This window comes from Sporolactobacillus sp. CQH2019 (assembly GCF_028765345.1).
Taxonomy (GTDB): Bacteria; Bacillota; Bacilli; order Bacillales; family Sporolactobacillaceae; genus Sporolactobacillus.
The window spans coordinates 156,024-175,542 of record NZ_JARAJZ010000001.1; the positions used below are offsets into that span (position 1 = coordinate 156,024).

General features: G+C 49.9%; 20 protein-coding genes. All 20 read right to left on the reverse strand.

Going from position 1 to position 19,519, the window contains the following annotated elements; translation table 11 throughout:
* Nucleotides 1–342 precede the first annotated feature (342 nt).
* The gene (gene codY, locus OYT88_RS00740) at nucleotides 343–1,119 is read right to left on the reverse strand and encodes a GTP-sensing pleiotropic transcriptional regulator CodY (protein WP_274397425.1); all 777 of its coding nucleotides are present in this window, start codon (nucleotides 1,117–1,119) and stop codon (nucleotides 343–345) included.
* Nucleotides 1,120–1,242: 123 nt separating this feature from the next.
* Complete coding sequence (gene hslU, locus OYT88_RS00745; protein WP_274397426.1) at nucleotides 1,243–2,652, reverse strand: ATP-dependent protease ATPase subunit HslU; 1,410 nt, start codon at nucleotides 2,650–2,652, stop codon at nucleotides 1,243–1,245.
* Between the two features lie 28 nt (nucleotides 2,653–2,680).
* The gene (gene hslV / locus OYT88_RS00750) at nucleotides 2,681–3,223 is read right to left on the reverse strand and encodes an ATP-dependent protease subunit HslV (protein WP_274397427.1); all 543 of its coding nucleotides are present in this window, start codon (nucleotides 3,221–3,223) and stop codon (nucleotides 2,681–2,683) included.
* 235 nt (nucleotides 3,224–3,458) lie between these two features.
* Nucleotides 3,459–4,766 carry an FADH(2)-oxidizing methylenetetrahydrofolate--tRNA-(uracil(54)-C(5))-methyltransferase TrmFO gene (gene trmFO, locus OYT88_RS00755; RefSeq protein WP_274397429.1) on the reverse strand — a complete coding sequence of 436 codons (1,308 nt, stop codon included), beginning with the start codon at nucleotides 4,764–4,766 and terminating at the stop codon, nucleotides 3,459–3,461.
* A gap of 135 nt (nucleotides 4,767–4,901) precedes the next feature.
* Nucleotides 4,902–6,989, reverse strand: a complete 2,088-nt coding sequence (gene topA / locus OYT88_RS00760; protein ID WP_274397430.1) for a type I DNA topoisomerase — start codon at nucleotides 6,987–6,989, stop codon at nucleotides 4,902–4,904.
* A 161-nt stretch (nucleotides 6,990–7,150) separates the two neighbouring features.
* On the reverse strand, nucleotides 7,151–8,020 hold the full coding sequence (gene dprA, locus OYT88_RS00765; RefSeq protein ID WP_274397431.1) for a DNA-processing protein DprA: 870 nt from the start codon (nucleotides 8,018–8,020) through the stop codon (nucleotides 7,151–7,153).
* A gap of 143 nt (nucleotides 8,021–8,163) precedes the next feature.
* Nucleotides 8,164–9,072 carry a succinate--CoA ligase subunit alpha gene (sucD, locus tag OYT88_RS00770; RefSeq protein ID WP_274397432.1) on the reverse strand — a complete coding sequence of 303 codons (909 nt, stop codon included), beginning with the start codon at nucleotides 9,070–9,072 and terminating at the stop codon, nucleotides 8,164–8,166.
* Nucleotides 9,069–10,253, reverse strand: a complete 1,185-nt coding sequence (sucC, locus tag OYT88_RS00775) for an ADP-forming succinate--CoA ligase subunit beta (RefSeq protein ID WP_274397433.1) — start codon at nucleotides 10,251–10,253, stop codon at nucleotides 9,069–9,071. The genes sucD and sucC overlap by 4 nt, the downstream gene beginning before the upstream one ends.
* Nucleotides 10,254–10,589: 336 nt before the next feature.
* The gene (locus OYT88_RS00780) at nucleotides 10,590–10,880 is read right to left on the reverse strand and encodes an EscU/YscU/HrcU family type III secretion system export apparatus switch protein (RefSeq protein ID WP_274397434.1); all 291 of its coding nucleotides are present in this window, start codon (nucleotides 10,878–10,880) and stop codon (nucleotides 10,590–10,592) included.
* Nucleotides 10,877–12,403, reverse strand: a complete 1,527-nt coding sequence (locus OYT88_RS00785; RefSeq protein WP_274397435.1) for a hypothetical protein — start codon at nucleotides 12,401–12,403, stop codon at nucleotides 10,877–10,879. Before OYT88_RS00785 ends, OYT88_RS00780 begins: the two co-directional genes overlap by 4 nt.
* 24 nt (nucleotides 12,404–12,427) lie before the next feature.
* A complete protein-coding gene (gene rnhB, locus OYT88_RS00790; protein ID WP_274397436.1) occupies nucleotides 12,428–13,189 on the reverse strand; it encodes a ribonuclease HII in 762 nt (253 codons plus the stop codon).
* Nucleotides 13,190–13,280: 91 nt separating this feature from the next.
* Nucleotides 13,281–14,150 (reverse strand): ribosome biogenesis GTPase YlqF, encoded by an 870-nt coding sequence (gene ylqF / locus OYT88_RS00795; RefSeq protein ID WP_274397437.1) that lies wholly within the window; start codon nucleotides 14,148–14,150, stop codon nucleotides 13,281–13,283.
* Nucleotides 14,151–14,248: 98 nt separating this feature from the next.
* Complete coding sequence (gene rplS, locus OYT88_RS00800) at nucleotides 14,249–14,590, reverse strand: 50S ribosomal protein L19 (protein ID WP_274397438.1); 342 nt, start codon at nucleotides 14,588–14,590, stop codon at nucleotides 14,249–14,251.
* A gap of 162 nt (nucleotides 14,591–14,752) precedes the next feature.
* Nucleotides 14,753–15,493, reverse strand: a complete 741-nt coding sequence (gene trmD / locus OYT88_RS00805; RefSeq protein ID WP_274397439.1) for a tRNA (guanosine(37)-N1)-methyltransferase TrmD — start codon at nucleotides 15,491–15,493, stop codon at nucleotides 14,753–14,755.
* The gene (rimM, locus tag OYT88_RS00810; protein WP_274397440.1) at nucleotides 15,483–16,007 is read right to left on the reverse strand and encodes a ribosome maturation factor RimM; all 525 of its coding nucleotides are present in this window, start codon (nucleotides 16,005–16,007) and stop codon (nucleotides 15,483–15,485) included. Before rimM ends, trmD begins: the two co-directional genes overlap by 11 nt.
* A gap of 89 nt (nucleotides 16,008–16,096) precedes the next feature.
* Complete coding sequence (locus OYT88_RS00815) at nucleotides 16,097–16,327, reverse strand: KH domain-containing protein (protein WP_274397441.1); 231 nt, start codon at nucleotides 16,325–16,327, stop codon at nucleotides 16,097–16,099.
* A gap of 36 nt (nucleotides 16,328–16,363) precedes the next feature.
* Nucleotides 16,364–16,636: a 30S ribosomal protein S16 gene (rpsP, locus tag OYT88_RS00820; RefSeq protein ID WP_274397442.1), complete on the reverse strand. Its 273-nt coding sequence runs from the start codon at nucleotides 16,634–16,636 to the stop codon at nucleotides 16,364–16,366.
* 63 nt (nucleotides 16,637–16,699) lie between these two features.
* Nucleotides 16,700–18,046: a signal recognition particle protein gene (gene ffh / locus OYT88_RS00825; protein WP_274397443.1), complete on the reverse strand. Its 1,347-nt coding sequence runs from the start codon at nucleotides 18,044–18,046 to the stop codon at nucleotides 16,700–16,702.
* A gap of 12 nt (nucleotides 18,047–18,058) precedes the next feature.
* The gene (locus OYT88_RS00830; protein ID WP_274397444.1) at nucleotides 18,059–18,394 is read right to left on the reverse strand and encodes a putative DNA-binding protein; all 336 of its coding nucleotides are present in this window, start codon (nucleotides 18,392–18,394) and stop codon (nucleotides 18,059–18,061) included.
* Between the two features lie 89 nt (nucleotides 18,395–18,483).
* Entirely contained in the window at nucleotides 18,484–19,503 is a 1,020-nt protein-coding gene (gene ftsY / locus OYT88_RS00835; RefSeq protein WP_274397445.1) for a signal recognition particle-docking protein FtsY, read from the reverse strand.
* Nucleotides 19,504–19,519: the final 16 nt, after the last annotated feature.

Below are 19,519 nucleotides of genomic sequence, written 5' to 3' on the forward strand. Positions count from 1 at the left end.
TGGCCTAATGTCTACGCTAATCTTTTTATATCGACCGTTTTCTGCCCCTTGTTTAGCTTTTTTATGGGTAAATAGACCTTTATTTTGTCATATTTTGTCTTAAAAGGGCATTTATTCACCAGATTTTTCCTTTATATCCATAGATAATCTTGGTAAAAAAAGGCCTATTTTACCAAATATCAATTGAAAATATTAAATTTTACAGTTTGTATCGATCGAAAGTATTATTCTATTTGTAACATGTGAATTTTCAAAGAATAAAAAAAGGACTTTTGGTGATCGGAACAACTGCTCGATCACCAAAAATCCTTTAAAACCGTTTTAACTTGCCTGATAAAAAGCTTATCCTTCTTTAATTCGATTCAGTTCAAGCAGGAACTTGTCATTCAGCACTTTAATGTACGTACCTTTCATGCCAAGCGACCTAGATTCAATGACGCCCGCGCTCTCAAGCTTTCTCAGGGCATTGACAATGACCGAACGGGTAATGCCGACCCGATCGGCAATTTTGCTGGCAACAAGAAGCCCTTCATTTCCTTCCAGTTCGTCGAAGATATGTTCGATTGCCTCCAATTCGCTGTAAGAGAGGGAGCTGATCGCCATCTGAACAATGGCCTTCTCTCTCGCTTCTTCCTCCACCTCATTTGTTTTCTCCCTGAGGATCTCCATGCCGACAACGGTCGCTCCGTATTCCGCAAGAATCAGATCCTCATCCGTGAATGTCTCGTTCAATCGCGAAAGGATCAGCGTACCCAGCCGTTCACCGCCGCCGACGATCGGAACAACCGTTGTCAGGCCGTTGGCGAACAAGTCTTTATTCTCATCGGGGAAGATGCTGAACTCGCTGTTAATATCAAGATTGGGAGAGGTCTGGACAACCGTGAAAAGATTTTGTGTGTAGTTGTCCGGAAACTGTCTGCTTTCAAACATCTTCTGTATCCGTTCATTTTCGAATTCAAGTTTCAGCGAAAGACCGAGAATCTTGCCGCGCCGGCTGACGACAAATGTATTTGTCTGGATGACATCGCGCAGCGTCTTGGCCATTTCGTTAAAATCAACCTGCGTCTTGGTTCCTTGAAGCAATTGATTGATCTTTCTCGTTTTTTCCAGTAATGTCATAATAAATTCCTCCTGAGTGTCATGAGTTCTTTTAAATGAACTCATCCGAATATTCAGCTGAATATCGTGCCAGATACTTGAATGTCTTTTTGCCTTTAAGGATCTTCTCCCCCGGGCATCAATCTATAAAATAAATTGGCTGAGATCGCGATTTTTCGCAATTGTGGATAATTTTTCATCAACATATTCAGGCGTGATGACCACTTCCTGAAGTGTGATATCCGGTGCTTCGAAAGACAGATCTTCTAAGAGTTTCTCCAAAATCGTATGTAATCTTCTTGCACCGATATTGTCTGTATCCTGATTGACCTCGTATGCGATCGACGCCATTTTATGAATAGCTTCGTCAGAAAATTTAATCTTTATACCTTCTGTTTCAAGAAGTGCTTTATATTGCTTGATCAGGGCGTTGTTCGGTTTGACGAGAATATTAACAAAATCATCAACCGACAGGCTTTTCAGCTCAACGCGGATCGGGAAACGGCCCTGTAATTCAGGGATCAGGTCCGAAGGTTTGGAGAGATGAAAGGCCCCGGCAGCTATAAAAAGAACGTAGTCGGTTTTCACAGGTCCGTATTTTGTCATCACGGTCGATCCTTCGACAATCGGTAAAATGTCCCTCTGGACGCCTTCGCGTGAAACTTCGCCGGCATTTTGCCCTTTTCCCGTTATCTTGTCGATTTCATCGATAAAAATGATCCCCGACTGCTCCGCGCGGTCAACAGCTTCCTGTGTTACTTCATCCATATCAAGCAGTTTCTCGGCTTCTTCCCGGGTCAGTATCCTCCGCGCTTCCTTTACCTTCAGTTTCTTCTTTTTAGTCTGCCTCGGACCCAGGTTTCCCAAAAGGTTCTGAAGATTGGCGCCGAACTGTTCCATACCTGCATTCTGAAACAGATCAAAAACCTGATTGCCTTGCTGCTCCGTCACTTCAACGGAAACGAGACGATCCTCAAGCTCCCCGAGCCTGAGCAGTTTCTCGGCCTGCAGCCGTTTCTCGCGCAGAGAGGAATCGACGTCCGCCTGATGATTGGCACCGTCAGCCTCGGACGTTCCCTTCGTCTGCCCGCCGAAAAGAAATTCGAGCGGATTTTTCGGCTGCTCCGACTTATGCCCGCCCGGGACGAGCAGTTCAACTAGTTTTTTATTCGCCGCCGCTTCGGCCTTCGATTCTACCTGTTTCATTTTTTCTTCTCTGACAAGCCTGACGGACGTTTCGACCAGATCGCGGACCATCGACTCTACATCCCGTCCGACATAGCCGACTTCCGTAAACTTAGTGGCTTCAAACTTAACAAAAGGAGCATGGACGATTTTTGCAAGACGCCTGGCTATTTCCGTTTTGCCGACACCTGTCGGCCCGATCATCAGAATGTTTTTCGGAATGATTTCCTCGCGCATTCTTGCATCCAGTTTCGACCGGCGGTAACGGTTGCGCAGAGCAACGGCCACAGACCGTTTGGCTTCTTTCTGGCCGATGATGTATCGGTCAAGCTGTTCGACAATTTGTTTTGGCGTGAGCGGTGCCGACATAGCTTAAACCTCCCTTTGATGATTCCAGTCAAAGTTCCTCAACAATAATCTGATCATTCGTGTAAACACAGATTTCTCCGGCAATAATCAGCGCCTTCTCGGCGATGTCTCTGGCCGAGAGGTCGGGAGAACCCCATCTTTTGAGCGCTCTGCCTGCCGAGAGTGCATAGTTTCCCCCCGAACCGATCGCCAGCATGCCGTCGTCAGGTTCGATGACCTCGCCTGTTCCCGAGATCAAAAGGAGATTATTTTTATCCATAACGATCAGCATCGCCTCAAGCTGGCGCAGCATCTTATCTCCGCGCCATTCTTTGGCCAGTTCAACCGCAGAGCGTTGAAGATTGCCATTGTACTCTTCAAGCCGCCCCTCGAATTTTTCAAACAGAGTAAAAGCATCGGCAACTGACCCGGCAAATCCGGAAATAACCTTTCCATGATACAGTCTGCGAACTTTGCGGGCAGACTTTTTCATGATCACCGACTGACCGAATGTTACCTGGCCGTCTCCGGCCATCGCGCTCCGCCCATTGTGATGAATGGCGAAAATCGTCGTCGCATGAAAAGCCCCCATAAAAATCCTCCTTCCAGCTATGTGAAAGCGAGCGGAAACACTTTTCTGAAAAAGAAAACATGGTTTCTGCGCATGGAACAAGCCTGCTCCGCTGAATCAAGCGGGACAGACCTTTCCGATCTATTTACAAGCGGTAAAGAATCATTCAATGAAACAATCATAAATAGGGTCAATCTGAGCATACGGCCTCTTGCTTTTTCATGTTAGCACAAGTCAAATCAATAAGCAACACAATTTACAGTTTTATAGCAACATTCTGAATTGTATTCAGTGCCCGGGCGGCAAAGCGGCCGGCCCGTTCTTTTTTGTCTTTTATCCGCTCGTCGAGAGGTTTTAATAAACCAAAATTGGCATTCATCGGCTGAAAATGACTCGAAGGAGCCGTTGCAATGTAGCGGGCCATGCTGCCGATCACCGTTTCCCCGGGAAAAACAACGGGCTGTGCCCCCGAGACAAGGCGGGCGGCATTTATGCCGGCAATTAATCCTGAAGCGGCCGATTCAACGTAGCCCTCCACTCCCGTCATCTGCCCGGCAAAAAACAGATCGTCCCTCGCCTTTGTCTGATAGGTTGCACTCAAAAGCTGCGGCGAATTCAGAAATGTATTGCGATGCATGACGCCGTAACGGACAATTTCGGCATTCTCCAGACCCGGTATCATGCGGAATACCCTTTTCTGCTCGCCCCATTTCAAATGCGTCTGAAAACCGACCATATTAAAAAGTGTGCCCGCGGCGTTGTCCCGGCGCAGCTGAACGACCGCATAAGGACGTTTCCCGGTCCTCGGATCTTCAAGGCCCACCGGTTTAAGCGGGCCGAAAAGAATGGTTCTTTCGCCGCGCCCGGCCATCACTTCAACCGGCATGCATCCGTTAAAATAGTTTTCCTTCTCAAAATCTTTCAGCGGCGCGGTTTCTGCAGAAACCAAGGCCTCATAAAAGCGGCGGAACTCTTCCCGGGTCATCGGACAATTGAGATAAGCTGCATCCCCTTTGTCATATCTGGACTTCAGGTAAACGGTTTCCCGGTCGATTGTTTCCCCGGCAACAATCGGCGCGGCCGCATCATAAAAATAGAAGTAATCTTCTCCCGTCAGTCTTTTCAATGAAGCCGAAAGCCGGTCCGATGTCAAAGGCCCTGTCGCAATGACCGTGGGCCCTTCCGGTATGCCGGCCATTTCTTCATGAATAATCCGGATGTTCGGATGGTTCCTTATAAGGGCTGTCACCCGGCCTGAGAAATCGTGGCGGTCCACGGCAAGTGCTCCTCCCGCCGGCACACTTGCCGAATCCGCAGCAGCCATGATTACAGAATCGAGCCGGCGCATTTCTTCTTTCAATATGCCTACCGCATTGGCAAGACTGTTCGACCGCAGTGAATTGGTGCACACAAGTTCGGCGAACTGATCCGTATGATGGGCCGGTGTCTGCTTGCCCGGCCGCATCTCATACAAATTGACCGCGATGCCTCTTTTTGCAATCTGCCAGGCAGCCTCACTGCCTGCCAATCCAGCTCCGACAACGGTTACTGCTTGTTCTGCCACATTTGTTTCCTCACTTTTTCTAGAAAAGAGTAGCCGGCGGCAATCCGCCGGGACATCCGCCAATCATCCTTCAACGTCCCCGTCAGGTCCTAATCGTCCCCTCCGTTTTTACTATCGGTTCGTTTACTCATTTCTTTACTGCACTTCTTCCCGATAATCACAATTCGGACATTGAACAGTTTTCCCGTTTTTCGCTTTCTTTTCCACCAGGTGGGATCCGCATTTCGGGCACTGCCGCTGAATCGGTTTATCCCATGATACAAAATCGCATTCGGGGTAACGGTCACAGCCGTAAAAAATTCTGTGCTTCTTGCTGCGGCGCTCGACGACTTCGCCTTTTCCGCACTTCGGGCAGACAACGCCCGTCTTCTTCAATATCGGTTTTGTGTTTCGGCACTCCGGAAAATTGGAGCAGGCAAGAAATTTACCGAACCGTCCCATTTTGTAGACCATCTCATGGCCGCATTTTTCACAGATGATTCCGGCGGGTTCATCTTTCACCGTGACCGATTGCATTTCTTTCTCAGCCTTGGAAAGCCTTTGCGAGAACTCCTTATAGAAATTATCGACGATCGCAATCCAGTTCTCCTTGCCTTCTTCGACTTCATCCAAATCCGTCTCCATCTGTGCCGTAAAGTCAATGTTGATAATTTCCGGGAAAAATTCAACAATCAGATTGAGAACGATTTCTCCGAGTTCGGTCGGGACAAATCGTTTCGCATCCATCGTCACATAGTTTCTTCGCTGAATCGTATCAATGGTCGGTGCATAGGTCGACGGACGCCCGATGCCGACTTCCTCCATCTTCTTGACAAGCGACGCTTCCGTGTAGCGCGGCGGCGGCTGGGTAAAATGCTGTTTCGATTCCGTGCTTTCTTTAACCGCCGTCATCCCGTCTTCCAATTCAGGCAGGAAGTTGTTCTTATCGTGAGCAGATTCCGCTTTTTTGCCGTCGTCGCTGCTCTCGACATACACTTTCATAAATCCTTGAAACTTGATCTTCGAACCGGTTGCCCTGAATGTCACGCCCTTCTGGACAAGATCGGCGCGAACCGTATCCAGGACGGCCGGCGCCATCTGACTGGCAATAAACCGCTCCCAAATTAATTTGTAAAGCTTAAATTGATCATTGCTTAAGTATTCTTTGATCTCTTTCGGATGCCTCATCACGGAAGTAGGGCGGATCCCCTCGTGCGCGTCCTGCACATTCTCGGAATTTTTCGGTTTGGCCTGATTTTTGCCGACATAACGTGCACCGAAATGATCGGTAATGTAAGTCTTGGCCTCTGCCTTCGCTATATCCGAGATCCGGGTCGAGTCCGTTCTCATGTAAGTGATCAGTCCGGTCGTACCCTGCTTTCCTATTTCAATTCCTTCGTAGAGCTGCTGGGCGATCATCATTGTTTTTCTGGCTCTGAAGTTAAGTTTGCGCCCGGCTTCCTGTTGCAGCGATGAAGTAATAAAAGGCAGAACCGGATTCCTGAGACGTTCCCTTTTCTGGACATTCTGTATCAGGAAATGCGGATCGCCTAATCGGGAAAGCACCCGTTCTACATCTTCTTTTGTTTTCAGCTGCGTTTTTTTGCCGTCGAGTCCGTAAAAAGCCGCCTCAAAAGTCTCATCGCCGGTCCGGAATTTACCGATGAGCGACCAGTATTCTTGCGGAATGAACGCTTTAATCTCATTCTCCCGCTCTATAATCATTCGAAGCGCGACCGATTGAACACGTCCGGCACTCAGCCCTTTTTTCACTTTTTTCCATAATAACGGACTGATGTTATAACCGACCAGACGGTCCAGAACTCTTCGTGCCTGCTGGGCATCCACTAGATCCATGTTTATCTTTCTCGGCTTTTTAAATGCTTCCTTGATCGCAGGTTTCGTGATTTCGTTAAATACCACTCTGCAGTCCGAATGATCGTCTATATCCAGACTGTGTGCCAGATGCCAGGCGATTGCCTCGCCCTCGCGGTCCGGGTCGGCTGCCAGATAGACTTTTTTCGCCTTGCGCGCCGCGCTTTTCAGATCCTTGATCACGGGGCCTTTGCCTCTTATTGTAATATACCTTGGTTTATAGTGGTCATTAATATCGACACCCATCTGGCTCCTGGGCAGATCTCGTACATGGCCCATGGATGCCTTTACTTGATATTTCGGTCCTAGGTAGCGTTTGATTGTTTTTGCTTTAGCGGGAGATTCCACAATGACGAGATATTCGTCCATGATGTTGCTCCCCCTTTCTGAGATTATTCAAATCTTCACTAATATTAATGATTGATTATTGCTTTGTCAAACGCAAAGCAAAATAATGAGCGCAACGAAAGACGTGTAAATGGAATAATATGGGTTGTGAAATCGTTCTCACGTTAAAAAACAGGACATTTTCAGACCCGCAGTTCTTCAAGAATATCGCCGGGCTGTGTCACCAATTTAGCTCCTTGCTGGATCAGGCGATGCGTGCCCTTGCTGTTTTCTTTAAAAACAGAGCCGGGCACGGCAAACACTTCGCGCCCCTGTTCCAATGCCTGATCCGCCGTAATCAGCGAACCGCTGCGCTCTTTCGCCTCAATGACCAGCGTACCGAGTGTCAGGCCGCTGATGACACGGTTTCTTTCGGGGAAACGCCATCGTTCCGGCCTGGAAGGCGGCGGATACTCGCTGATCACGAGCTGATGTTCAATCAATTCGTTAAAAAGGGACCTGTGCTGCAGCGGGTAGGGGAAATAGAGGCCGGATCCGAGAACCGCGATCGTCTGTCCCTTTAAAGCGAGCGCATGCGCCAGCCCGTCAATTCCGAGAGCAAGGCCGCTGACAATCGTCCATCCCGATTCGATCAGCGGGGTAAGCAGATAGTCCATGATCCGGCTCGCTTCGGTGCTCGGATATCTTGTGCCGACGACACTCAGCATCTTCAGATCTTTGAGTCTCTCCTTTTTCCCTTTCATATAAAGCAAATGGGGCGGATCAAAAATTTTCTTCAAATAATGCGGGTAATCCGGACTATGAACGGAAACAATCGAAATTCCCTGTCGCTCATACCTCTGAATCATCCGTTCAGGATTAAAAGTATGAAAATCTTTCAGAAACTGTTCGGCACGCACCGGAGACATGCGATAAATTTCCGTGAGCTCTTTGAATGAGTAATCTGCCGCCCGGCTGAGTCCGGGGTCCGTTTTCAAAAATGCGGAAATGGTTTTTCTGCCCAGCCCGCGGCAGTGATCAAGCTGGATCAGCTTTCGTGTCAAGTCATCCATGGATGTGCACCTTCCTGTTTGCGTAGTGGAATAAAGGGGGATAAAAAAGGACGTGGGCAACGGTATCTTTTAATGCTGCGGTTCTGATACGGAGTATTTAAAAAAGGGGGGAAAACGCGGACAGATGCGTTTTCCCATTTTTTTCAGGAATTTGCGATGAGGCAGTCTTTATAAAGTCCTCTTTCTTTCAGGAGCCCGACCATTGTTTCGCCGATTTGCGCCGGTGTTTCCGCGATGGCGATCCCTTGCTCGCGCATCACCCGGATTTTCTGATCAGCGGTTCCTTTACCGCCCGAGATAATCGCGCCGGCATGACCCATTCTCTTGCCCGGAGGCGCCGTCCGGCCGCCGATAAAACCGACGATCGGCTTATCTGTGTGGCTTTTCGCCCACTTAGCCGCCTCTTCTTCGCTGTTTCCGCCGATCTCGCCGATCAGAACGACGGCGTAGGTCTCCGGATCCTCGCTGAATAATCGAAGCACGTCGATAAAGCTTGTTCCGTTGACCGGATCGCCGCCGATTCCTACCGCCGTTGTCTGGCCAATGTTGAGCTGAGTCAATTGATGGACCGCCTCATAAGTCAGGGTGCCGGAACGGGAAACAACGCCGACATGGCCTTTTTTATGGATATAGCCCGGCATGATGCCGATCTTGCATTCATCGGCTGACAGCACTCCGGGGCAGTTCGGCCCAATCAGACGCGTCTTTTTGTCTGCAAGATAACGTTTGACTTTCACCATGTCCAGAATCGGAATTCCTTCTGTTATTGTGATAACAAGCGGAATTCCGGCATCCGCAGCTTCCAGAATCGCGTCCGCCGCGAAAGCCGGGGGAACATAGATGACGGAACTGTCCGCCCCTGTTTTCTCAACGGCTTCACGGACCGTATCAAAGACCGGCACCCCTTCGACTGTCGTGCCGCCTTTGCCGGGCGTAACCCCGCCGACTATTTGCGTTCCGTAATCAAGCATCTGTTTTGTATGGAAGAGCCCCTGGGAACCGGTGATGCCCTGTACGATCACTTTTGTGTTTTTATTGACAAGAATACTCACTTTGCAACACCTCCAGCCGCCTGATCGACAAGCGACACGATTTTTTTCGCGGCATCCGCCATCGTCTGAGCCGGTGTGATGTTCAAACCGGACCGGTGCAGGATTTCTTTTCCAAGATCGACATTCGTTCCTTCCAGGCGAACGACAAGCGGTATGGTCAGGCCGATTTTTTCCGTGGCTGCGACAATGCCCTCGGCAATCACGTCACACTTCATAATGCCGCCGAAGATGTTCACGAGAATGCCCTTGACATGCTGATCGGACATAATCAGTTTAAAAGCGGCCTCGACTTTTTCTTTGCTCGCTCCGCCCCCGACATCAAGAAAATTAGCCGGATCGCCGTGGAACGATTTGATGATGTCCATGGTTGCCATCGCCAGTCCCGCTCCATTAACCAGGCAGCCGATATTTCCTTCCAGTGCGATGTAGTTCAGACCGTATTTTGACGCCTCAATTTCTTTCTCATCTTCTTCATCGAGATCGCGGAAATCGAGAATATCCTTGTTTCTGTACAGGCCGTTATCGTCGAAGTTCAGTTTGGCATCAAGCGCCAGAACATCTCCGCCTTTCGTGACGACCAAAGGATTGATTTCCGCAATGGAGCAATCCTTTTCAACAAAAACCTGATACAGGCCGAGCATAAATTTAACAGCTTTATTTACAAGCTTTTTGGGGATGCCGATGCTGAACGCAATCCGCCGCGCCTGAAAAGGGGAGAGTCCGATTAAAGGGTCGACCGATTCGCGATAAATCTTGTCCGGAAATTTTTCCGCTACCTGTTCAATCTCCATACCGCCTTCCGAAGAAGCAATCACAGCCACACGGGATGAGGAGCGGTCCAGCACGATACCGAGATAGTATTCTTTATCAATATCGCTTCCTTCCTCAATAAGCAGACGTTTGACTTCTTTGCCCGCCGGCCCGGTCTGATGAGTGACCAGCACCTTGCCGAGCAATTCATCCGCAAAGGCCCGGACTTCTTCGTTGGATCTGGCAATTTTTACGCCGCCTGCTTTTCCGCGGCCGCCTGCGTGGATCTGAGCTTTAACCACTTTGATATCCGTTTGAAGTTTCTCTGCCGCTTCGACCGCCTGATCTTCCGTAAAAGCGACATAGCCATGAGGAACGGCAACGCCGTACTTATTCAGAAGCTGTTTTCCCTGATACTCATGAATATTCATGAATTCCCCTTCTTCCAATATTTGAATTGTTAAATAATTGAAAGCCTTTACTTTAACAGTATAGACAAAGATTTGTGATTTTGTCTACTAATTTGTCACAAGTTTGTCGCAAAAAATTCTAATTTGCGGTGGAACTCTGTTAGATTTGAGTTTTACATAATGGATGATTAAGTATATGAACAGTGTGAAAAATGATGCAGGATTCAGGGGATTAGAAAAGTCTTGCGGATTATTGGCGTATTGACCTAACATAAAATGAGAAGGAATTTGGATTCGGAGGATTATAAAGATTTTGCGGATTATTGACAGATATCGAACGCATTTCGCGGGAAACCGCTAATTTTTTTTCGGTTTTGATTGTTCGTCCATTTGATAAAGAAAAGCAAATATTTCCGCCACGGCTCCATAGAGCTCCGCAGGAATGATTTCGTTCAGATTCAGTTCGGAAAGCATGGAGACCAGTGCGGCATCTTCCTGGATCGGGATATTGTACTCTTTGGCTTTCGCAATAATTTTTTTCGCCAGTTCCCCTTCTCCCTTAGCGGAAACATAAGGAACCTCATCTTTCCCATGTTCATAATTAAGGGCGACAGCCTGTTTTTTTTTCTTCGGGGCGGGCTCAGTCATATCTTCACATCCAATGTATAGTTAGACACCGCGAGCGGCCTCGTTATTTTTTCGACAAGGCGGTCATCGAGCTTCTTTGTCTGAACGAGAGAGAGAAGATGATAGTCGAAGGCTTCAAGTTTTTCGGCCAGAATCGGCTGCCCCTTTTTCAGCATTGCCCGCAAATCGGCGGAGTCGTTCTGTACTGTCAGCGTGACGGAACGATTCTGGACACGCATGCTGACCAGTGTCTGTTTCAAATACTTTAAATCCAGGCTGAAAAGAATCGTGCAGTAGTCCGGATCGATCATTCTCCGGCCATTCTTTTTCCCCTCCCAGTAAACCGTTGCCTGGCGGATTTCTTTTTGAAAGGGCAGCGGCAGCTGAAGTGAAAACTGGGCCACAAACGGATCGGAAGAAACCATCTGGATCTGCTCGCCGGTGATCCTTTGAACAACCTGGCCGACCGTTTTTCTGACTTCTGCCGGTGTTTCCGCGTCCTGAAGGACGGCGAGCAGATTTTCCTTAATCGTACCCGTTTTCGGCGGATTTCCGTTTTTAAGAAGGATGCCGAGGCTGTATTCGTAATCGAAGCCGATCTGTTTCAGCACATTATACAGCAGCCCCGGGCTGCCTGCGCCGTTCAGGACGCTTTGCAGCGCGGGTTCTCCGGAATGGGTGGAAATATAGTCGGTAAAGGTTCCGATAAATGCTTCCGGCTGCAGTTTGCTTCCGATTTTGCCCAGCAGCGCTTCCGCGTCGGAAGCCATCATCGGGCTTTTGATAAATTTCACCAGTGCTAATTGTTTCACGGCCGACTGCAGGTCCGGAACCTGTCCTTTAAGAAAGGACTGCAGCAAAGCAGCGGTCTTCCTCGCACCGAGCAGACCGGCGGCAAAAGCCAGTGACGGAGCGCCCTCCGTTGCCGGAAATTTATCGAGGGCGGCTTTCAGTGATTGCAGAGAAGGTGTCGGAACGGCCAGATGACTGAGTTCGTTTTTCAGACCGATCAGTTGTGAAGAGAGGGCAGGAGAATGAATCTGGTTTTTTGCCGCCTGAAAAAAAACGGGCGTCATCGGCAGGTTGCGGCTCAGCATCCAGCGAATAACCGGAATATCTTCCGAAGACCCGGCCGCGCCGCTTAACAGAGCACGTGCAGCAAGAATCGAACGGCGCGACAACGCATCGCCGTGATCAAGAAACGCCTGAATGATGCTTCGGGTTAGCGATTCATTTTTCAAATTCAGGGTCGAGAGCACGTCATCAACCATCGATCCGGCTGTCCGATCCGCTTCCGGCGATTTCCGGTCAATAACCCTCGCCAGCACAGGATTCGCATTCTGCCGGATTTGAAAAAGATAGTCCTGGCCGACTTTCAGAGGCGGTACGACGACGTCGACCTTGGCAACCATTCTTTTTGCTCCCAGCTGGACTAGGGCCGTCCGGTCCGGAAGAATCTCAAGAACCCGGCCGCGAAGAATCTGATCGGGCGCAAAGGTTCCGATCAATTGACTTTGGCTGACTGCATAAGGCTGAAAATTCAAGGGATCACCTTCATACTGATCGATTCATCGTTTAAGCGGGGCAAAAGTCAGGCGATGTTCCGGACATGGGCCCAGTTTTCCGATCGCCTGCAGATGCTGCCTCGTTCCATACCCTTTATGTCCTGAAAAACCGTAGCCCGGATAGACTTCATCCAATCCGTCCATGATCCGGTCCCTCGTCACTTTAGCGATAATCGAAGCCGCCGCGATCGAATTGCTCCTGGCGTCCCCTTTGATCAGAGAAGTCTGATCAAGATCGACGGGCAGCTCCATCGCATCGATCAGAAGGTGGCCCGGACGGACACTCATCTGTCCGACGGCAAGCAGCATCGCCTTTTTGGCAGCACGGTAAATATTGATTTCATCGATCTCGTGCGCCGAAACGATCCCGATGCCGATCGATACGGCCGTTTTCTTGATCTGATCATAATACTCGTTCCGTTTCGTCGCCGATAGCTGCTTTGAATCATTGATTCCGGGCAGAACGACAGTCGGGTTCAGAATCACACAGGCGGCCACGACGGGTCCAGCCAGCGGACCCCGTCCGGCCTCGTCGATGCCGGCGATGTTTTTAACGCCCTGGCCGTGCAGGTCGTCTTCCATGCGGTTCATCTCATTAAACTTTTCAATCAGACGCCGTGCCCGAAACTGCCGTTCTTCCCATAGCCTGAACAGACGGCGGACGCCTTTTCGCGGATCGTTCTCCAGCATCTGCTTTCTTTCCGGCGACAGCCGGTGCGCCTGCGATAATTCTTCTTTAATCCGTGCAATTGACGATGGTCCCATTTCCATGCTCCTCGATTTATTTATCGGACGCTGTTTTCAGTTTATTAAATGCTTGTTTTTCCATTTTTCGGAAGCCAGGGTGACTGCATGCTCACGGCATTTCAAGAGTCAGGCAGCCCAGTTTCTGGCGGCGATAATCACGGACAATAATCTCCGCGGTACGATCATAATCGACCCGGCCACCGCCGACGAGACAGCCGCGATTTCTCCCGATCGCATCAAACAATCCGATCAGCCGGTTATGATCTTCTTCCGTGCCGGCCAGTTCAGGCAGCCCGGCCAGGCTGTATCGGCCGGCCAGCTGCTGACGGTAACGGCCGATCATGATTTTCAGCAGAAAAAGAGCGACTTCCTGAAAATCAAACAGTTCCTCCTTGATCGCTCCTGTTGCTGCCAGACGGAGCCCGACCTCGGGATCGTCGAATTTAGGCCATAAAATACCCGGCGTGTCAAGAAGTTCCATCGTTTTCCCGATTTTTATCCATTGCTGTGCCGTCGTTATTCCGGGACGGTCTCCGATTTTGGCAATTTTCTTTCCGGCCATTCTGTTGATCAGCGTCGATTTGCCGACATTCGGAATACCGAGTATCAGAGCGCGATCGGCGTGAGGCCGGAACCCGTTTTTCTCCATTCTTGCTCTGCGTCCTGCCGTCAGACGGTGAACCGTTTCCGGAATGGCGGATATTCCCTCGCCGGTCCGGCTGTCGACAAGGTGAACCGTCAGACCCTGGCTTTCAAAATGGCTTTTCCACAGCTTGGTCGCTTCACGATCCGCCATATCGATCTTATTCAAAACCAGCAGTCTCGGCTTGCCCGACGCGATCTCTCCGACCAGCGGATTGCGCGAAGAGGCAGGAATCCTGCTGTCGGCCAGTTCGATGACGACATCGATCTGCCTGATCCTTTCAATCATCTGCCGCTTTGCCTTGGCCATATGACCGGGATACCATTGTATCGTCAAATTGCTCCCCCCTTAATGCATTATAATAAAGCCATTAATAAAAAGAGGCCCGGTTAACCCCAGGCCCCCTTTTATCTTGTCCGTATCTCCGGCACTGCTTATTTGCTCTTAATACGCGCTTTTTTGCCGCGCAGATTGCGCAGATAATAAAGCTTCGCACGGCGAACCTTGCCGTGGCGGACAACTTCAATTTTATCAATCTTAGGCGAATTCACAGGAAACGCTCTTTCGACACCCACGCCGTAAGATATTTTGCGAACGGTGAATGTTGCGCTGATCCCGCTGCCGTGGCGCTTGATCACGACGCCCTCGAAAATCTGAACACGTTCGTGTGTGCCTTCAATGATCTTCACGTGTACTTTCAAAGTATCGCCCGGTCTGAAATCGGGAATATCGTTCCGCAGCTGTTCCTTTGTAATTTCATCAAGTATATTTGGCATATTAAAATGGCCTCCTTCCGTACAAATGCTCTTACAGTCCGTCAAACTGCAGCGGAACATCGTATTCTGCTCATAATTGCCACGAAAACTATGTTACCATAACCGATCCGCTTCGTGCAAGTTAAAATTCGGGAACGGGCCTTTGGCCGGCTCCGCAAAGTCTCATTCCTTATTTTCGCGTTTGAATTCCGCGAGCCACTCCGTTTCTTTCTGTGAAAAGGCACGGCCTGTCAGCAGATCCGGGCGGCGCAGAAACGTCCGTCTTAAAGATTCTTTGCGGCGCCATTCGGCAATTTTTTCATGATTGCCGGACATCAGCACATCAGGCACCGTCATTCCGCGAAAATCGGCCGGGCGGGTATAATGAGGATGCTCGAGCAGCCCGTCGGAGAAAGAATCTGTGACTGCCGATGTGTCATTTCCGAGCACGCCCGGAATCAGGCGGACAATGCTGTCGATCATTGCCATGGCGGCAAGCTCTCCCCCGGTCATGACGAAATCGCCGATCGAATATTCATCTGTGACCAGGTACCGGGGAATCCGCTCGTCGAATCCTTCATAATGCCCGCAGATAAAGATCAGCTGCTCCTCGGCTGACAGTTGTTCCGCATCTTTTTGCCTGAACGGTTTCCCCTGAGGAGAAGTTAAAATAATACGCGGAGAAAAATCGGCCTCCGTGCGAACAGCTTCGATCGCGTCAAAAATCGGCTGCGGCATCAGGACCATGCCCGCGCCCCCTCCGAACGGATAGTCGTCCACTTTTCTATGTTTGTTTACCGTGTAATCGCGAAAATCTGTGATGTGGTAAGAGACGGCACCCTTTTCAGCAGCTTTCCCGAGGATCGACTCGTTAAACACTCCATGAAACATGGCGGGAAACAGCGACAGAACATCAATCCTCATCATCGATCAGTCCCGGAATCAAATGCACCGTAATACGCCTATGTTCGGTGTCAACGGCCTTTACGACATCCGTAATGTACGGCAGCAGTAAATCTTTTCCCTTTGTCCGGATCACCCAGACATCGTTGGCTCCCGGTGAAAGAATCTCTTTGACCTCGCCGAGATGCTCTCCGGCGTCGGTAACGACATCCGCACCAATAATCTGGTGGTAATAAAAATCGCCGTTCTCAAGTTGTGCAAGCTGGTCTTTTGAAACATAAAGCGAACATCCCTTGTATTTCTCAACTTCGTTGATTGTGCCGAAGCGCTCAAAGGTAAGAAGATCGAACTGCTTGTGGCGCCGGTGTTCGGCGACCGTAAGCGGCTCGTACGACGACGTGCGGTCATCGTGAACATAGAGCACCGCGCCCCTGGCAAACCGTTTTTCGGGAAAGTCCGTTACACTGACGACTTTCACTTCACCTTTGATTCCGCGGGTATTGACTATTTTTCCTACATAGATCCAGTCTGTCACTGAACTTCCTCCTCATCCGATGGCTGAAAGGCATCGCTTCCGCAGGCGAAAAAGAGAAGGGCCGGTTTCCCTCCTCTTTTTCTTTGCACTTATTCACGAATCAGGAACTGGACGTTTTTCCCCTTTGCACTGCCTGCGGCGGAGACAATCGTGCGCAGAGCTCCGGCTACACGGCCGCGTTTGCCGATCACTCTGCCCATGTCCTTCTTATTCACAGCAAGAACATAGGTAATCTGTTTCTCATCTTCCTGTCTCTGAATCTGAACATCCTCGGGGTAATCAATGAGCGGGACAACCATGGCTTTAATCAGTTCGTCCATTGCGCTTCCGCTCCTTAAAATTTCAAATTCTGAAGATTATTTTTTCAGCTTGCTGTTGTGGAACTTTTCCATCAGGCCCTTTTTCGAAAACAAGTTGCGCACCGTATCGGACGGCTGCGCGCCCTTTTTCAGCCAGTCAAGCGCCTTTTCTTCATTCACATCAAATGTTTTCGGCGTTGAAACCGGATTGTAAGTCCCTATTTCCTCAATGAAGCGCCCGTCGCGCGGTGCACGTGAATCCGCAACAACGACTCTGTAAAAAGGACGCTTCTTGGCTCCCATACGTTTTAAACGAATCTTAACTGACATAAACAAACACCTTCCCCTTTAAAATTATCAATCATTTTATCAACTTTTCGAAGAAACGGATGATCACATAAACGGCAGGTTAAACGGATTGCCGCGTTTCTTCCCCTTCGCCTTGCCCATAAACTGTTTCATCATTTTCTTCATGTCTTTAAATTGTTTCAACAGCCGATTGACATCGGCGATCGATGTACCGCTGCCAAGCGCAATCCGTTTTCTGCGGCTGGAGTTGATGATCTCCGGATCGCTTTTCTCCGACGGCGTCATCGAGCGGATGATCGCTTCGATCTGGTCGATTTTCTTCTCATCGATCTTCATGTTCTTCATGCCCTTGAAACGATTGGCTCCGGGCATCATCGCCAGCAGATCGTCGATCGGCCCCATCTTGCGGACCTGGCCGATCTGATCGAGAAAATCGTCCAGAGTAAAGCTGACAGACCGCAGCTTCTGCTCCATCTCCCGGGCTTTTTTTTCATCGACGGAGGCCTGTGCCTTCTCAATCAATGAAAGAACATCGCCCATTCCCAATATACGCGAAGCCATGCGGTCAGGGTGGAACGGTTCGATTGCATCCATTTTCTCGCCCGTTCCGACAAACTTGATCGGCGTTCCCGTGACGGATCGGATGGAAAGTGCCGCCCCGCCCCGCGTGTCTCCGTCCAGCTTGGTCATGATGACGCCGGTAAGATCGAGACGGTCGTTAAAACTGCCGGCCACATTCACGGCATCCTGGCCGGTCATCGCATCGACGACCAGGAAGATTTCGTCCGGATGGCTGATCGCTTTGATCTGTTCCAATTCATCCATCAGCACATCGTCCACGTGCAGCCTTCCTGCCGTATCAATCAGGATCACATCATTGTGCTCCGCCTTTGCCTGCTCAATACCCTGGCGGACAATCTCCACCGGGCTGACCTTATCGCCCAGCGTAAAAACCGGGATATTCAGCTGCCCGCCCAACGTCTGCAGCTGCTTGATCGCTGCCGGGCGGTAAACATCGGCGGCAATCATCAACGGTTTCTTATTGTTCGCCTTGCGGATAAAATTGGCCAGTTTTGCGGCAGAGGTCGTTTTCCCGGCACCCTGAAGGCCGACAAAGAGAATGATGGTCGGCGGTTTAGCGGCAAAGTTCAGCTTGGTCTGATCTCCGCCCATCAGGTTCGTCAGTTCCTGCTGAACGACTTTGATCACCTGCTGTCCGGGCGTCAGACTTTTCAAAACTTCCTGCCCGACCGCCCGTTCCTGTACACGGCGGACAAATGATTTAACGACCTTGAAGTTGACATCGGCTTCAAGAAGCGCCAGGCGGATCTCACGGCCCATCTGCTTCACATCGGCTTCGGAAACCTTGCCCTTGCCGCGAATTTTCTTCATCGTCTCCTGCAGTCTGCCTGCAAGGCTTTCAAATGCCATTCTTCCCACTTCCTAGTCTAAATTTTCCAGCTTGTCAAGAGCCGAATTCAGCTTCCGGTGTTCTTCGCCGCTCAGACAGTTTGCCTGCTCCCTGAGTTCGGAAATGAGAGAAAGACGCGCCCGATATTTGCGCAGCAATCCTAATTTTTCCTCGAACGCCTCAAGCGCGGCTTCCGCCCGCTTCAGGTTGTCATAGACCGCCTGTCTCGTCACCTGGCATTTTTCGGCTATCTCGCCGAGTGAAAAATCATTAAGATAATAAAGATTTAGATATTCCTGCTGCTTAGAAGTGAGAAGCGGCTGATAGAAATCGTATAGGGCGTTGACCCTTAAGATCTTCTCAAGCATGGCAAAATCCCCTTGACTGTAAAGGTCTTTTACTTTACGGAACAATGATACAGGAACAGTCTTGGCCTGTCAAGTTTTTTCCTTCATTTTTATGATTGCCGCGAAGAATCTTCTGCTTCTGCTTCGCCATCCGACGTTTCAAACATGGCGGAAACGAGTCCGTACACAAAAGCATCGGCATCAAAGGCATGCAGATCGTTGATTTTTTCTCCGAGGCCGACGAGTTTCACCGGAAGGTCCAGCTCGTGGCGGACGGCCAGCACAATACCGCCTTTAGCCGTACCGTCCAGCTTCGTCAGGACAATTCCCGTGACATTTGAGGCCTGGCGAAAAAGCTTGGCCTGATTCAGCGCATTCTGGCCGGTCGTCGCATCGAGAACGAGCAGCACTTCCTGCGGCGCTCCCGGCAATTCCCGGGCTATGACCCGTTTGATCTTCTCCAATTCTTTCATCAGGTTGACTTTATTCTGGAGCCGGCCGGCCGTATCGCAGATCAGTACATCCGAATGCCGGGATTCTGCGGCCTTCAGAGCGTCAAAGACGACCGAAGCGGGATCGGAACCTTCCCGGTGTTTGATCACGTCGATGCCGGCACGGTCTCCCCAGACCTGGAGCTGGTCGATCGCCCCGGCCCTGAACGTATCCGCTGCCGCAAGCAAAACGGTTCTGCCTTCACTCTTCAGCCTGTTTGCCAGTTTGCCCGCCGTCGTCGTTTTGCCCGCACCATTGACACCGACCATGAGAATAACCGTCAGTCCGTCCGGATTCAGGTTCAGTTTTGTTTCATCCGGATTCTTTGTCAGGAATCCGGAGAGTACTTCGACAATGACGTCTTTCAGCTTATCGCTGTCTTTAATATTGCGTGTCCTCGCTTCATCTTTTAATTTTTCAACCAGATCCATCACGGTCGTGACGCCGACATCGGACTCAATCAGAATATCTTCCAATTCTTCAAAAAAGTCCTCATCCACCTTGCGATAGCGTTTGACAAGGTTGTTCATTTTTTCTGAGAACGACTGTCTCGTTTTCGACAGGCCGTCACGAAATTTATCGGTCACCGTCTCCGTACGCCCTGTCAGCTTCTCCTTCATTTTACTGAAAAAGCTCATGTCTTTCCCTCCTTCG

What these genes read in the sequence shown, in the direction of transcription:
- codY (WP_274397425.1), bottom strand. Translation starts at nt 1,119, where the DNA reads ATGACATTACTGGAAAAAACGAGAAAGATCAATCAATTGCTTCAAGGA.
- hslU (WP_274397426.1), bottom strand. Translation starts at nt 2,652, where the DNA reads ATGTCGGCACCGCTCACGCCAAAACAAATTGTCGAACAGCTTGACCGA.
- hslV (WP_274397427.1), bottom strand. Translation starts at nt 3,223, where the DNA reads ATGGGGGCTTTTCATGCGACGACGATTTTCGCCATTCATCACAATGGG.
- topA (WP_274397430.1), bottom strand. Translation starts at nt 6,989, where the DNA reads ATGGACGAATATCTCGTCATTGTGGAATCTCCCGCTAAAGCAAAAACA.
- dprA (WP_274397431.1), bottom strand. Translation starts at nt 8,020, where the DNA reads ATGGATGACTTGACACGAAAGCTGATCCAGCTTGATCACTGCCGCGGG.
- sucC (WP_274397433.1), bottom strand. Translation starts at nt 10,253, where the DNA reads ATGAATATTCATGAGTATCAGGGAAAACAGCTTCTGAATAAGTACGGC.
- OYT88_RS00780 (WP_274397434.1), bottom strand. Translation starts at nt 10,880, where the DNA reads ATGACTGAGCCCGCCCCGAAGAAAAAAAAACAGGCTGTCGCCCTTAAT.
- rnhB (WP_274397436.1), bottom strand. Translation starts at nt 13,189, where the DNA reads ATGGGACCATCGTCAATTGCACGGATTAAAGAAGAATTATCGCAGGCG.
- rplS (WP_274397438.1), bottom strand. Translation starts at nt 14,590, where the DNA reads ATGCCAAATATACTTGATGAAATTACAAAGGAACAGCTGCGGAACGAT.
- trmD (WP_274397439.1), bottom strand. Translation starts at nt 15,493, where the DNA reads ATGAGGATTGATGTTCTGTCGCTGTTTCCCGCCATGTTTCATGGAGTG.
- OYT88_RS00815 (WP_274397441.1), bottom strand. Translation starts at nt 16,327, where the DNA reads ATGGACGAACTGATTAAAGCCATGGTTGTCCCGCTCATTGATTACCCC.
- rpsP (WP_274397442.1), bottom strand. Translation starts at nt 16,636, where the DNA reads ATGTCAGTTAAGATTCGTTTAAAACGTATGGGAGCCAAGAAGCGTCCT.
- ffh (WP_274397443.1), bottom strand. Translation starts at nt 18,046, where the DNA reads ATGGCATTTGAAAGCCTTGCAGGCAGACTGCAGGAGACGATGAAGAAA.
- OYT88_RS00830 (WP_274397444.1), bottom strand. Translation starts at nt 18,394, where the DNA reads ATGCTTGAGAAGATCTTAAGGGTCAACGCCCTATACGATTTCTATCAG.
- ftsY (WP_274397445.1), bottom strand. Translation starts at nt 19,503, where the DNA reads ATGAGCTTTTTCAGTAAAATGAAGGAGAAGCTGACAGGGCGTACGGAG.